Consider the following 16,127-nt stretch of genomic DNA (forward strand, 5'->3'; position numbering starts at 1 on the left):
TTAGCATCTGTTGTTACTGTCGTTGGATTATTATCTACATCGGTGATGATTACTTCTACACCTGAGATGCCTGCTTCGCCTGCATCTTGTACGCCGTTGCCATTAGTATCTTCAAATACGGTTCCGCTTAAGTCGCCTAATGCTGGTGCATAGCCATCATCAGTGGTTGTATTTGTACCTTCAACTACAGTTACGGTCTCTGGATCTGAGCCTGTTGTGGTTAAGGTATCTGTGATGTCTGCTGGTAAGGTTGTTTCATCTACATCTACCGTTGCATCACCTACTGGAATGTCGGTTGCTGTCCAATCTCCATTAGCATCTGTGGTTACTGTCGTTGGGTTACCATCGACATCGGTTACTACAACATCTACGCCTGCGATGCCTGCTTCGCCTGCATCTTGTACGCCGTTGCCATTAGTGTCTTCGAATACCGTTCCGCTTAAGTCGCCTAAACAAGAATTTATATTATCATCTAAAGAACCACCTATATTCTGTCCTCCTGAAACTAAAACAGGAACTCCATTTGAATCAACATTTCCTAATATTTGACCTTGAGTATTTACATCATCTAATGAAATTGATGCTGTTCCTTCTATTGCATCATAACAACCATCATTATCTGAATCAACATCTAAATAATCAGGTGTGTTATCTCCATCAGTATCTGTACAATCAGGAGATTGAGCAGATATATCTCCAAAAAAGAAAACTTTTCCGTCTGGACCATCTCCGTTATTACTATTTAAGAATGATATACGTAGTTTATAAATCTTTGTTCCAACAGGAGCTAAATCGTCTATTGGAAAAATAGAAAGAAAAGCATTTTGATTAAAATTCAATAATGCTCCTGTATCATTATAATCTGTTGATCCACCAATAGCTATAACAGTACCTAATGAATTATTATTAATATCAAAAGCTTCAACCTGTTGAGAGTTATTTCCGTTTCTTTCAGTAAGCACAACAAAAGTACTGCTAGTAGATATAATCGGTGTGGTAAATAATAATTCGTATGAGCTATTAGTTCCTGAAAAATTATGACCATCCAATTGCTGATAATCATTAAGGTCTCTGCTTTGAAAAACAGGAGTTATTCCATTTTCATATTCGGATTTACCATCATTAAAAAGACTTGGTGAGCCTAAAGATGCTGCTGTTCTTCTAGTAACATCATTTGCAGAATCTATTCCAGGGAAATTAGAATTAATATAAAAGTCTGGTCCAATAAAGTCTGAATAAGTGACACCTGATATTGTTATAGACTCTAAATTATGTACTCCATTAGAGTTATTTGCTGCACCCGAAAAAGTGAAATCTGAAGAATTTAAAGATATAGGACCATCAATTCCAGAATCTGTATAAGGGTTTGGACATTCAATTGAATCTAAAATACCATCATTATCATTATCTAAATCACAACCATCAGGAATTAAATCTCCATCTGTATCAACATTATCATCAAAACCATTACATTGATCGTTATCATTTAAAACACCATCTCCGTCAGTATCGCATGCATTTATTAATGCATTTTGAGAACTTACATCGTTTTGTCCTCCAGAAGCTGAATTTGGTACGCCATTACCATCTACTGTATCATTAATAGAACCATCAGGGTTTAAATCATTAGATACAAAACCTCCGTCACCTTCTAAAGCATCAAAACACCCATCTCCATCAGTATCTAAATCAAACTGATTAATTATTCCGTCTCCATCTAAATCATACTGATCACTTATACCATCTCCATTGGCATCTATAAAACCTGAAAAATCAGGATCGAAGTAATTAGCTGCTCCATCTCCATCTTCATCTGCTAATGGATCTTCATTATTATTCTCTGTAATATCTAAAACTCCATCATTATCATCATCAATGTCTGCATTATCTAAAATACCATCATTATCATTATCACATAAAGGAATTTCAATTGACGATGGAGTTGTAGATCTTGTTGATCCATAAAACCAAGTATTAATCACACGAGTGTTTCCAAAGTCATCACATAAAACAGCATTAGTATTATTACCGCCTTGGCTAATAGCAGGTACAGAATCGTCTGGATTACTAGAACTCCATGCGTGAGCAGGTCCAAAAGTACCATCTAATAGACCTTCTCTACTAAATGCAGGATTTACAGTTGTTATATTATTTAAAGCATTACTACCACCAGCTACATTACATCCAGTTCCGTCGTTAGTAACTGTAACAGCTCTATCATCCCAAAACATTTGTTTACTTCCTGATGTTGGAGCAATCCCATTAATACTTAAACCATTAATATTTAATTCGGCATCAATCATAGGGACATTAGTACGTCCTATATATGATACAACCGTTACAGTTGTTGCATTTGTTGTTACTGGGTTACCTAAACCATCATTACCATCCCATGGAATTAATTTTTGACCTGGTGTATTTTCATAAACTTCAATTAAAACATCTTCTGTCCCTGATTGATAACCAGCCACACCATTAAAGTCTAAGATTATAGCTGTATCTTGGGCTAATATTAATGTTATTGGTATAAAGTAATTACCAGGACAACCTAAAATTTTGTCTGCAACTACAGGGTTAGGTTCTACACTAGGTACAAAAATATTTTGATCAGGTTCTGTAATAAAGACTTGATAACCATTATCAAGATTTACTGGAGTACCTAACCCATATGACTGAGACCTTCTTGTTGTTAGGAAGTCATTCGTCATATCGTCATCATCATTGACCACTCCAAATCTATTCATTGCTAATTGGTAACCAAATGGTCTGAATCCTGGTTCAAACTGAACTTGTACTATTACTTGATCATCTGTATACGCATAAAAATCTCCTTCAAAAGAAGCTACATCTGATGGATTAGGAACATTTGGTGTCGTTGCATTATTATCAGCATCTTCAACTCTATATGTAATAAAACTCCATTTTCTTGACCATATTCTTCCTTCTACTTGGTTGTTTGAAGCATCAGAAACAGTAAAATCAAAATACGGTAAAAAATTAATTCCTCCAGGAGCAGTATTAACAGCAGTTGCACCTCCATCATTACTAGAATAAAGTTCAATGTAATAATCACCGTTTGCTGATGGATTAAATGTTATAGGATTATAACCTGCAGGTGTTGCACCTCCGATATTTGGTCCTGCAACAGCAGAAGCATAATTTGGTATATAACCTACAGCCGTACCATTGTTTGTAAACAAAGTAGCAGGTGTTTGCGGGACACCTGCTGCGTTAAATATTCTGTAGTAAAAATTAGTTAAGAGAGGATTATTCCCTCCTGCATACGAATTTCTTATTCTTGCCTGAACTCCAAAATAAAGATTCTCTACCGAAGCATCCGCTATAGTAAAATAAAGTCTTTCTGTTTCAGGAGCTCCCAAATATGGACCTACATTACCAGCATCTGTTCTTATATAAATTGCTGTACCATTAGTTGAATTTGGCATTACTTGTTTAGTTCCATCTGCTAAAACAGATGACACAAACATTAAAGAAAAAGTACAAAAAAGGGCTATTAACTTAATTCTTTTGGAGAAAGTAAAAATGTTCATATTTATATGAATAATGTTAAGAATATTATAATACTATATAAAACCCATAAACTAAATTTAATTAAATTAAACTTTAGTTACAGGCGCTCTGTTACTCTAAAAAAAATGACAATCAGTTATTTACACATATTAAATTACCATAAGGGAAGGTAATTGCACAATGCTAAATTATGTTGTTTTGGTTAAAGAAACCTTAAAATGTTCTAAACAAATATCATTTTTCGACGAAATGCAATTTTCTGTCTATTAATAGAAATTTCTCACAATATGAATGATTAGTCAACAACTTTTAGTTCTACTTTACTCAAACATCCTTTACTATTAACAAAAATTGACATCTTAAAATGCAAATAATAACTATATATTTGCGCAAATTAAATTTTCAATGAAGTTTATAGAAGAAATCAACAGAAGGAGAACCTTTGGTATTATATCTCATCCAGATGCAGGTAAAACTACACTTACAGAAAAACTATTACTTTTTGGTGGTGCTATTCAAGAAGCAGGAGCTGTAAAAAGTAATAAAATTAAAAAAGGTGCTACAAGTGATTTTATGGAAATTGAACGCCAAAGAGGTATATCTGTAGCAACTTCTGTATTAGCTTTTGAGTACAATGGAATAAAAATCAATATTTTAGACACACCAGGTCATAAAGATTTTGCTGAAGATACTTACCGAACACTTACTGCTGTAGACAGTGTAATTGTAGTTATAGACGTAGCTAAAGGTGTTGAGGAACAAACAGAAAAATTAGTTGAAGTATGTAGAATGCGTAATATACCAATGATTGTTTTTATCAATAAATTAGATAGAGAAGGTAAAGACGCTTTTGAATTATTAGACGAAATAGAACAAAAACTTAAATTAAAAGTTATACCGCTAAGTTTTCCTATAGGAATGGGTTATGAATTTAAAGGTATATATAACATTTGGGAACAAAATATAAACTTATTTAGCGGTGATAACAGAAAGAACATTGAAGAAACCATAGAAATTTCTGATATAAATTCTTCTGAAGTTAATAGCTTAATTGGTGATAAATCTGCCGAAACTTTAAGAGAAGAGTTAGAATTAGTTGAAGGTATTTATCCAAGTTTTGATAGAGAAGAATACCTTAATGGTAATTTACAACCTGTATTTTTTGGATCTGCTTTAAATAACTTTGGTGTTAGAGAATTACTAGATTGTTTTGTAGATATAGCACCAAAACCTAGAGCAAAAAACAGTGAAGAACGCTTAGTTAAACCAGATGAGAAGCAATTTACCGGTTTTGTCTTTAAAATTCATGCTAATATGGACCCTAAGCATAGAGACCGACTTGCATTTATAAAAATTGTTTCGGGTGAGTTTAAGAGAAATACTCCATATCTACACGTTAGAAATAATAAGAAAATGAAATTTTCTAGCCCTAATGCATTTTTTGCTGAAAAAAAAGAAATAGTAGATGTTTCTTATCCTGGTGATATTGTAGGATTACACGATACAGGAAACTTTAAAATTGGTGATACACTAACAGAAGGAGAAATTATAAACTATAAAGGAATACCAAGCTTTTCTCCAGAACATTTTAGATATATCAATAACGCAGATCCTTTAAAATCTAAACAATTATATAAAGGTATAGATCAATTAATGGATGAAGGTGTTGCCCAATTATTTACATTAGAATTAAATGGAAGAAAAGTAATTGGTACCGTTGGAGCACTTCAATATGAAGTGATTCAATATCGATTAGAACATGAATACGGAGCTAAATGTACCTATGAAAATTTAAATGTATATAAAGCATGTTGGGTAGATCCAGAAGATCCTAAAAATGATGAATACAAAGATTTCTTAAGAGTTAAGCAACGTTTTCTTGCAAAAGATAAACAAGGTCAACTAGTGTTTTTAGCAGACTCTGCTTTTTCTCTTCAAATGACAGAACAAAAATACCCAAGTATAAAATTTCATTATGTTTCAGAATTCAAATAACTCAAAAATCAATTTTAAGCTATTTTAAGAGATTATAATCAAAAGATATATAGATTACATTATAATTTATAATTTCAGCATAAAAACCTCATTAAAAAACTTGATTTTTTCAAAAAGATAACTTAACCTTATTAAGGAATTGATTACAAATAACAAAAATCTATAAATAAAAAATCCCATCAAAATGATGGGATTTTTTTATGCTTGACCTGTTGGACCAAAATTTAATGGAATTGGTGGTTGCTCATAATCTTTAATTTCTCCATGAGCTTTTTCAAATCTATTTACATTATCACCTAAAGCTTTTAATAATCGTTTAGCATGTTGTGGTGTTAATATAATTCTAGATTTTACTTTACTTTTTGGTGTACCTGGCATAATGCTTACAAAATCAATTACAAATTCTGATACCGAATGATTTATTATTGCAAGATTAGAATAGGTTCCTTCTGCAACTTTCTCATCTAACTCAATATTAATTTGTCCTTGTTTTTGCTTATTGTCTTTATTGTCTGACATGTTATTTTATTTTAAATAAAGAATCCTGCTTGAAGCAGGATTCTTTTAGTATTAATAAATTTTAAAATGATATTCTTAACAAGAAATATTAGTTAAAATTAACCTCTTGTTTAGCTTTCATCATTTGATCAAATTCTTCTTTAGATCCAACTATAATGTTATCATAAGCTCTCATACCTGTTCCTGCTGGTATACGGTGACCTACAATTACATTTTCTTTAAGACCTTCTAAAGTATCTACTTTTCCGCTTACTGCTGCCTCATTAAGAACTTTTGTTGTTTCTTGGAACGATGCTGCCGAGATAAATGACTTAGTTTGAAGTGATGCTCTTGTAATACCTTGTAAGATAGGTGTTGCTGTGGCTGGTCTAGCGTCTCTAGCTACAACTAACTTTTTATCTTCACGTTTAAGTATAGAATTTTCATCTCTTAATTGGAAAGCAGAAACAATCTGACCTTCTTTTAAGTTAGAAGAATCTCCTGCATCTTCTACTACTTTCATTCCAAAGATTTCATCATTTTCTTCTATGAAATCTGATTTATGAATTAGTTGGTTTTCTAAGAATACAGTATCTCCAGAGTCAATAATTCTAACTTTACGCATCATTTGTCTTACAACAACTTCAAAATGCTTATCATTAATTTTTACTCCTTGTAGACGGTAAACTTCTTGTACTTCATTAACTAAGTATTGTTGTACTGCTGAAGGACCTTTTATATTTAAGATATCGTTAGGTGTTACAGAACCGTCAGATAAAGGCATACCTGCTTTTACAAAGTCATTTTCTTGTACTAAGATTTGGTTAGATAATTTAACCAAGTACTTCTTAATATCTCCTAATTTAGACTCTACAATAATCTCGCGGTTACCTCTTTTAATTTTACCAAAAGATACAACTCCATCAATTTCACTAACAACAGCTGGGTTAGAAGGGTTACGTGCTTCAAATAATTCTGTTACACGTGGTAAACCTCCTGTAATATCACCTGCTTTAGCAGATTTACGTGGTATCTTAACTAAGATTTTCCCAACCTTAATCTTATCTCCATCGTCAATCATAATGTGTGCTCCTACTGGTAAGTTGTAAGAACGGATTGCTTCTCCCTTACTATCTTCTATAATAAGAGTAGGTATTAATTTTTTGTTTCTTGATTCAGAAATTACTTTTTCTTGGAAACCTGTTTGCTCATCAATTTCTACTTGATAAGTAACACCTTGCTCGATATTTTCATATCTTACTTTTCCAGCAAATTCTGAGATAATTACTCCGTTATATGGATCCCAAGAACAAACAACATCTCCTTTACTTAACTTATCTCCACTCTTAACAAAGATATGTGACCCATAAGGGATATTGTTAGTACTTAAAACAATACCTGTCTTTTTATCTACTAATTTAAGTTCTGATGTACGAGAGATTACAACATCTACTTCGTTACCTTCATTATCAGTACCTTTTACTGTTTTAAGGTCATCAATTTCGGCAACACCATCGAACTTAACTATTAATTTATTTTCTTCTGAAATGTTTCCTGCAATACCTCCTACGTGGAAAGTACGAAGTGTTAACTGTGTTCCTGGCTCTCCAATAGACTGAGCTGCTACAACACCTACAGCTTCACCACGTTGAACCATTTTGTTGGTTGCTAGGTTACGACCGTAACATTGTGCACAAATACCTTTCTTAGCCTCACATGTTAATGGTGAACGTACTTCTATAGACTCTATAGGTGATTTTTCTATTTTATCAGCAATTGTTTCGTCAATTAATTGACCAGCTTCTACTAATACTTCTTCTGTTAATGGATCATAAACATCATTTAATGATACACGTCCAACAATTCTTTCACCTAAACTTTCTACAACTTCGTCATTCTTTTTAAGTGGTGCAACTTCTACACCTCTTAAAGTACCACAATCTTCACTATTTACAATAACGTCTTGAGATACATCCACTAAACGACGAGTTAAGTAACCTGCATCGGCTGTTTTAAGTGCGGTATCGGCAAGACCTTTACGAGCACCGTGAGTAGAGATAAAGTATTCTAAAATTGAAAGTCCTTCTTTAAAGTTAGAAAGAATTGGGTTTTCAATAATCTCTCCACCACCAGCGTTAGATTTTTTAGGCTTAGCCATTAATCCACGCATACCGGTTAACTGACGAATTTGCTCTTTAGATCCACGAGCTCCAGAATCAAGCATCATGTATACAGAGTTAAACCCTTGTTGGTCTTCTCTAATACGTTTCATAGATAATTCTGTTAACTCGGCATTGGTAGATGTCCACTCATCAATTACTTGATTATAACGTTCGTTATTAGTAATTAATCCCATGTTATAGTTACCAGTAATAACATCTACTTTTTTGTTAGCAGCATCAATCATTGATTGCTTTTCTGCAGGAATAATGATATCTCCTAAACTGAAAGATAAACCACCTCTAAAGGCAAAGTTGTATCCTAAAGTTTTAATTTCATCTAAGAACTGAGCTGTTTCTGGTACACTAGTAACTTTTAGGATATTACCAATAATATCTCTTAAAGCTTTCTTTGTTAATACCGTATTTATATAACCTGCAGCAGCTGGTACTTTTTCATTAAAAAGTACACGACCAACTGTAGTTTCAATAATTTGTGGTACTAACTCTCCGTTTTCATTAAAATCGATTGCTCTAACTTTAATTCCTGCGTTTAAGTCAACACGCTTTTCATTGTAAGCAATAGTCACTTCTTCTGCTGAATAAAAAGTTAAACCTTCTCCTTTTATTTGAACTTCTGGAGTAGATTTACGCTCTTTAGTCATATAATATAAACCAAGAACCATATCCTGAGATGGTACAGTAACTGGCGAACCGTTTGCAGGGTTTAAGATATTATGAGACGCTAACATAAGTAATTGCGCTTCAAGAATAGCTTCTGGACCTAATGGTAAGTGAACCGCCATTTGATCACCATCAAAATCGGCATTAAATGCAGTACACACTAATGGGTGTAACTGTATAGCTTTACCTTCTATTAATTTAGGTTGGAAAGCTTGAATACCAAGTCTGTGAAGCGTAGGAGCACGGTTTAAAAGTACAGGATGTCCTTTTAAAACATTTTCTAAAATATCCCATACTACTGGCTCTTTTTTATCTATAATTTTCTTTGCAGACTTTACAGTTTTTACAATTCCTCTCTCAATTAATTTTCTAATTACGAAAGGCTTGTATAACTCTGCTGCCATATTTTTAGGAAGACCACATTCAAATAATTTTAATTCTGGTCCTACAACAATTACAGAACGTGCTGAATAATCTACACGTTTACCAAGTAAGTTTTGACGGAAACGTCCTTGCTTACCTTTTAAAGAATCTGATAAAGATTTTAATGGTCTGTTAGAGTCTGTTTTTACAGCAGAAGATTTACGTGTGTTATCAAATAATGAATCTACAGATTCTTGTAACATACGTTTCTCATTACGTAAAATTACTTCAGGAGCTTTAATTTCTACTAATCGCTTTAAACGGTTGTTACGTATAATTACACGACGGTATAAATCATTTAAATCTGAAGTTGCAAAACGTCCTCCATCTAATGGTACTAATGGTCTTAATTCTGGTGGAATTACTGGTACCACCTTCATTATCATCCATTCTGGACGATTTTCTCTATTTTCATTAGATTCACGTAAAGCTTCAACAACTTGTAAACGTTTTAAAGCTTCTGTCTTACGTTGTTTAGAAGTTTCATTATTTGCTTTATGTCTTAACTCATAAGATAAAGCATCTAAGTCTATTCTTGATAATAATTCTATTAAACACTCTGCTCCCATTTTAGCTATAAACTTATTAGGGTCTGTGTCTTCTAAATAGTTATTATCTTGAGGAAGTGTTTCTAAAATATTTAAATACTCTTCTTCTGTTAAGAAGTCCATTTTTTGTAATGGTTCTCCTTCTTCATTTTTAGCATTACCTGGTTGAATTACTACGTAACGTTCGTAGTAAATAATCATGTCTAATTTTTTAGATGGTAATCCTAATAAATATCCTATTTTATTAGGTAAAGAACGGAAGTACCAAATGTGAGCTACTGGTACTACTAAATTAATGTGCCCTACACGGTCACGACGTACTTTCTTTTCTGTTACTTCTACACCACATCGGTCACATACAATACCTTTGTAACGAATACGTTTATATTTACCACAAGCACACTCGTAATCCTTTACAGGACCAAAAATACGCTCGCAAAATAAACCATCTCTTTCTGGTTTATGAGTACGATAATTGATAGTTTCTGGTTTTAAAACTTCACCTCTAGATTCTGCTAAAATAGACTCTGGTGATGCTAAACCAATTGAGATTTTATTAAATCTCTTTACTGTATTCTTATCTTGTTTTCTAGCCATAATTTCTTATAGTATTCAGTCTCCAGCTTTCAGTATGTAGATAAACTACATACTGATTACTGACTACTATTTTTTTATTCTTCTAATCTAATGTCTAACCCTAAACCTTTTAATTCGTGCATTAATACGTTAAAAGATTCTGGTAATCCTGGTTCTGGCATAGCTTCTCCTTTTACGATTGCCTCGTAAGTTTTAGCTCTTCCGACCACGTCATCAGATTTTACTGTCAAGATTTCTCTTAGTGTACTAGATGCACCATATGCCTCTAGTGCCCAAACTTCCATCTCTCCAAAACGCTGACCTCCAAATTGTGCTTTACCACCTAATGGTTGTTGTGTAATTAAAGAGTAAGGTCCGATAGAACGTGCATGCATCTTATCATCAACCATGTGACCTAACTTAAGCATATAGATTACACCAACTGTTGCTGGTTGGTCAAAACGGTCTCCAGTTCCTCCATCATATAAATATGTATGTCCAAATCTTGGGATACCTGCTTCGTCTGTAAGCTCATTAATTTGATCTAATGTAGCACCATCAAAGATTGGTGTAGCAAACTTTTTACCTAAATCTTGCCCAGCCCAACCAAGTACTGTTTCATAAATCTGACCAATGTTCATACGAGAAGGTACACCTAATGGGTTAAGAACGATATCAACAGGTGTTCCATCTTCTAAGAAAGGCATATCTTCTTGACGGACAATACGTGCAACAATACCTTTGTTACCATGTCGTCCTGCCATCTTATCTCCTACTTTTAATTTACGTTTCTTAGCAATGTAAACTTTAGCAAGTTTGATAATTCCTGATGGAAGTTCATCTCCAACAGAAATAGTAAACTTCTCTCTTCTTAACGCACCTTGTAAATCATTCTCCTTAATCTTGTAGTTATGGATTAAGTCTGCAACTAATTTATTAGTATGCTCATCTGTTGTCCATGTACCACTTGTTAAATGAGTATAATCATCAACAGCGTTTAACATTTTAAGAGTAAACTTTTTACCTTTAGGTAAAACTTCTTCTCCTAAATCATTGTATATACCTTGAGATGTTTTTCCTCCAACAATTGTAAAAAGTTTATCAACTAAAACAGATTGTAACTCATCAAATTTAGTAGCATATAACGTTTCTAATTTTGCTATATCTTCTTTGTCTTGAGCTCTTTTACGCTTATCTTTAATTGCTCTAGAGAACAACTTCTTATTAATTACAACACCATGTAATGACGGTGATGCTTTTAGAGAAGCATCTTTTACATCTCCAGCTTTATCACCAAAAATAGCACGTAAAAGTTTTTCTTCTGGAGTTGGATCAGATTCACCTTTAGGAGTAATTTTACCTATTAATATATCTCCAGGTTTAACTTCTGCTCCAACGCGGATCATACCATTTTCATCTAAATCTTTAGTAGCTTCTTCTGAAACGTTTGGTATGTCATTAGTTAACTCTTCATTACCTAGTTTTGTATCTCTTACTTCTAGAGAATATTCATCAATATGTATAGATGTAAATATATCTTCACGAACTACTTTTTCAGAAATAACAATCGCATCCTCAAAGTTATACCCTTTCCAAGGCATAAAGGCAACTTTCATGTTTCTACCTAAAGCTAATTCTCCTTTTTCGGTTGCATAACCTTCACTTAGTACTTGACCTTTAACAACTTTATCTCCCTTTCTTACGATTGGTTTTAAGTTAATTGAAGTACCTTGGTTAGTTTTTCTAAACTTGATTAAAGGATAAGACTTAACATCACTATCAAAACTTACTTTTGCTTCGTCTTCTGTACGTTCGTATTTAATTACTATTTCATTAGCGTCTACATATTCTACAATACCATTTCCTTCTGCATTAATTAATACACGAGAGTCTGATGCTACTTGCTTTTCAAGACCTGTACCTACGATAGGAGATTGAGGTCTTAATAATGGTACTGCTTGACGCATCATGTTTGATCCCATTAATGCACGGTTGGCATCATCATGCTCTAAGAATGGGATTAAAGATGCTGAAATTGAAGAGATCTGGTTAGGCGCCACATCTGTATAATGGATTTCTTTTGGATCCATTACTGGGAAATCTCCTTCCATACGAGCAATTACTTTGTCGTGAAGGATTTTACCACTATCATCAACTTTTACAGTTGCTTGAGCGATTAATTTTTCTTCTTCTTCTTCTGCACTTAAATATATTGGATCTCCTTTAATATCTACTACTCCGTCTTCAACTTTTCTGTATGGCGTTTCAATGAATCCCATAGAATTCACTTTTGCATACACAGAAAGTGATGAAATTAATCCAATGTTTGGACCTTCAGGAGTTTCAATAGGACAAAGTCTTCCGTAATGTGTGTAGTGAACGTCACGTACCTCGAAACCTGCTCTCTCTCGAGATAAACCACCTGGTCCTAAAGCAGATAAACGACGTTTGTGAGTAATCTCTGCTAATGGGTTTGTTTGATCCATAAACTGAGATAACTGGTTTGTACCAAAGAATGAATTAATTACTGAAGATAACGTCTTAGCATTAATTAAGTCTATTGGTGTAAACACTTCGTTATCACGTACATTCATACGCTCACGAATGGTACGAGCCATACGTGCTAAACCAACACCAAACTGAGATGATAATTGCTCTCCTACTGTACGTACACGACGATTTGATAAGTGATCAATATCATCAATCTCTGCTTTAGAGTTGATTAACTCGATTAAATATTTAATAATGGTAATGATATCTTCTTTAGTAAGAACTTGTTTGTCCATACCAATATCAAGACCTAATTTTTTGTTCATTCTATAACGACCTACTTCACCTAAAGAGTAACGTTGGTCAGAGAAGAATAATTTGTCAATAATACCACGTGCAGTTTCCTCATCTGGCGGTTCTGCATTACGTAATTGACGGTAAATATGTTCAACAGCTTCTTTTTCAGAATTTGTTGGATCTTTTTGAAGTGTATTATGAATAATAGCGTAATCTCCTTGTTGGGATGTTTCTTTATGTAAAAGAATAGTTTTTACTCCAACTTCAAGGATTTCTTCTATATTATCTTTATCTAATTCTGTATCACGATCTAAAACAATTTCGTTACGCTCAATAGAAACAACTTCTCCTGTATCTTCATCAACGAAATCTTCGTGCCATGTATTAAGTACACGTGCTGCTAACTTACGTCCTAAAACTTTTTTAAGTCCAGATTTAGAAACTTTAACTTCTTCTGCAAGATCAAAAATTTCTAATATATCTTTATCACGCTCAAAACCGATAGCTCTAAAAAGAGTAGTTACAGGTAACTTTTTCTTTCTATCGATGTACGCATACATTACTTGGTTAATATCTGTTGCAAATTCAATCCAAGAACCTTTAAAAGGTATAACTCTTGCTGAATATAATTTTGTTCCATTGGCATGGAAAGATTGACCAAAGAACACACCTGGCGATCTGTGTAATTGAGATACTACTACACGTTCTGCTCCGTTGATAACAAATGTACCACTAGGAGTCATGTAAGGTATTGTTCCTAAATACACATCTTGAACTATGGTTTCAAAATCTTCATGTTCAGGATCTGTACAATATAACTTTAACCTTGCTTTTAAAGGAACGCTATAAGTTAATCCTCTTTCTATACACTCTTCAATAGTGTATCTTGGTGGATCTATAAAGTAATCTAAAAACTCTAAAACAAATTGATTACGTGTGTCTGTAATTGGAAAGTTTTCTAGGAAGGTGTTATATAAACCTTCATCACCTCTTTCTTCAGATTTAGTTTCTAACTGGAAAAAATCCTGAAAGGATTTAATCTGAATATCCATAAAGTCTGGGTATTCAGTTCTATTTATAATAGAAGAGAAATTTAATCTTTCAGCTTGTGTTACTAACATCAATGGACGAAATTTTGATTAAAAAAAAATGTTTGTATATAGTTAATCACTATATACGACAAATGGTTTAGGTCTAAGAGACAACTCTCCAGACCTAAACCTTTGTAAAATTTAAGTGCTAAGCTTACTTAAGCTCAACCTCTGCTCCTGCTTCTTCTAATGAAGATTTTAAGCCTTCAGCTTCGTCTTTAGAAACTCCTTCTTTGATGTTACTTGGTGCACCATCAACTAATTCTTTAGCTTCTTTTAATCCTAAACCAGTTAATTCTTTAACTAATTTAACAACTGCAAGCTTAGATGCTCCAGCTGCTTTAAGAACTACGTCGAATTCTGTTTTTTCTTCTGCAGCTTCTGCTCCACCAGCAGCAGCACCACCAGCAACAGCTACTGCAGCAGCAGCAGGCTCTATACCGTATTCATCTTTTAAAATAGTAGCTAACTCGTTTACTTCTTTAACTGTTAAGTTAACTAATTGTTCTGCGAAATCTTTTAAATCTGCCATTTTTCTATCGTTTTAATAATTTTTTAATTTAATATATAATTGTAAAAGTGCGTACTCTTTTAACCTTCTCTTTCTGATAAGGTCTTAACTAAACCAGATAATGTGTTTCCACCAGATTTAAGAGCTGAAATAACATTTTTAGCTGGAGACTGTAATAATCCTACGATATCTCCTATTAATTCTTCTCTTGACTTGATGTCTACTAATGTATCTAATTGATCATCTCCTACATAGATAGCTTCTTCAATAAAAGCACCTTTTAATAAAGGCTTTTCAGACTTCTTTCTGAAGGCTTTAATTACCTTAGCTGGAGCATTCCCTGTTTCAGAATACATTACTGAAGTATTTCCTTTTAAAGTTGTTGGTAAGTCTCCAAAATCTTTATCTGAAGCTTCCATTGCTTTTTCAAGTAATGTATTTTTTACTACTGCTAACTTTACGTTTGCTTTAAAACAAGCACGACGTAGGTCTGAAGTAGCACCTGCATTTAATCCAGAAATATCTGCAATATAGATATTAGCGTTATCGGCTAATTGTGCAGTTAAGTCTTGAATTACTTGTGATTTTTCTTCTCTTGTCATAATAAAAGTTTTTAACTACTTAACCTATTTTAGTATCTATTGCAATACTTGGGCTCATAGTACTTGACATGTAAATACTTTTTACATAAGTACCTTTAGCTGCAGTTGGCTTAAGTTTAATTAATGTTGTTAATAATTCGTTTGCGTTACCTGCAATTTTATCTGCACTAAATGATGCTTTACCTATTGATGCATGAACAATACCAGTTTTATCAACTCTAAAGTCTATCTTACCAGCCTTTACTTCTGTTACAGCCTTAGCTATATCCATAGTTACTGTTCCTGTTTTTGGGTTAGGCATTAATCCTCTTGGTCCTAATACACGACCTAAAGGTCCTAATTTACCCATAACGCTAGGCATTGTAATAATTACGTCTACGTCTGTCCAACCACTTTTGATTTTATCAAGGTATTCATCTAAACCTACGTAATCCGCACCTGCTTCTTTAGCTTCTTCTTCTTTGTCTGGTGTAACTAATGCTAATACTTTAACATCTTTACCTGTTCCGTGAGGAAGAGATACAACACCTCTAACCATTTGATTAGCTTTTCTAGGATCTACTCCTAATCTAACAGCTAAATCTACAGAAGCATCAAACTTGGTGTTTGTTATTTCTTTTACTAAAGCTGAAGCTTCTTCTAAAGAATATAATCTATCCTTTTCTATTTTTGCTTGAGCTTCTTTTTGTTTTCTTGTTAATCTTGCCATTTTCTTAAAATCT

Annotated in this window: 8 protein-coding genes; 1 reads left to right on the top strand and 7 read right to left on the bottom strand. The window is 33.3% G+C overall.

Annotated features, from left to right (window positions below; all coding sequences use genetic code 11):
- Positions 1 to 3,488 (bottom strand): SdrD B-like domain-containing protein (locus tag FHS04_RS12365; RefSeq protein WP_317617185.1); only part of this gene is annotated, 3,488 nt, incomplete at its 3' end.
- 448 nt (positions 3,489 to 3,936) lie between these two features.
- On the opposite strand from FHS04_RS12365, the gene FHS04_RS12370 reads away from it, so the two are divergent.
- Positions 3,937 to 5,526 carry a peptide chain release factor 3 gene (locus FHS04_RS12370; RefSeq protein WP_106678988.1) on the top strand — a complete coding sequence of 530 codons (1,590 nt, stop codon included), beginning with the start codon at positions 3,937 to 3,939 and terminating at the stop codon, positions 5,524 to 5,526.
- A 198-nt stretch (positions 5,527 to 5,724) separates the two neighbouring features.
- Here the strand turns inward: FHS04_RS12370 and FHS04_RS12375 are convergent, their stop codons facing one another.
- The 6 genes from FHS04_RS12375 to rplA form a co-directional block, all read right to left on the bottom strand.
- On the bottom strand, positions 5,725 to 6,045 hold the full coding sequence (locus FHS04_RS12375; RefSeq protein WP_027880460.1) for a DUF3467 domain-containing protein: 321 nt from the start codon (positions 6,043 to 6,045) through the stop codon (positions 5,725 to 5,727).
- 88 nt (positions 6,046 to 6,133) lie between these two features.
- A complete protein-coding gene (gene rpoC / locus FHS04_RS12380) occupies positions 6,134 to 10,435 on the bottom strand; it encodes a DNA-directed RNA polymerase subunit beta' (RefSeq protein WP_106678986.1) in 4,302 nt (1,433 codons plus the stop codon).
- A 74-nt stretch (positions 10,436 to 10,509) separates the two neighbouring features.
- The gene (gene rpoB, locus FHS04_RS12385; RefSeq protein WP_106678984.1) at positions 10,510 to 14,322 is read right to left on the bottom strand and encodes a DNA-directed RNA polymerase subunit beta; all 3,813 of its coding nucleotides are present in this window, start codon (positions 14,320 to 14,322) and stop codon (positions 10,510 to 10,512) included.
- Between the two features lie 124 nt (positions 14,323 to 14,446).
- Positions 14,447 to 14,824, bottom strand: a complete 378-nt coding sequence (rplL, locus tag FHS04_RS12390) for a 50S ribosomal protein L7/L12 (protein WP_027880457.1) — start codon at positions 14,822 to 14,824, stop codon at positions 14,447 to 14,449.
- Between the two features lie 59 nt (positions 14,825 to 14,883).
- Entirely contained in the window at positions 14,884 to 15,405 is a 522-nt protein-coding gene (gene rplJ, locus FHS04_RS12395) for a 50S ribosomal protein L10 (RefSeq protein ID WP_027880456.1), read from the bottom strand.
- Positions 15,406 to 15,424: 19 nt separating this feature from the next.
- Positions 15,425 to 16,114 (bottom strand): 50S ribosomal protein L1, encoded by a 690-nt coding sequence (gene rplA / locus FHS04_RS12400; RefSeq protein WP_027880455.1) that lies wholly within the window; start codon positions 16,112 to 16,114, stop codon positions 15,425 to 15,427.
- Between the last annotated feature and the right edge of the window lie 13 nt (positions 16,115 to 16,127).

The sequence above is a fragment of the Mesoflavibacter zeaxanthinifaciens subsp. sabulilitoris genome (assembly GCF_014191595.1).
Taxonomy (GTDB): domain Bacteria; phylum Bacteroidota; class Bacteroidia; order Flavobacteriales; family Flavobacteriaceae; genus Mesoflavibacter; species Mesoflavibacter zeaxanthinifaciens.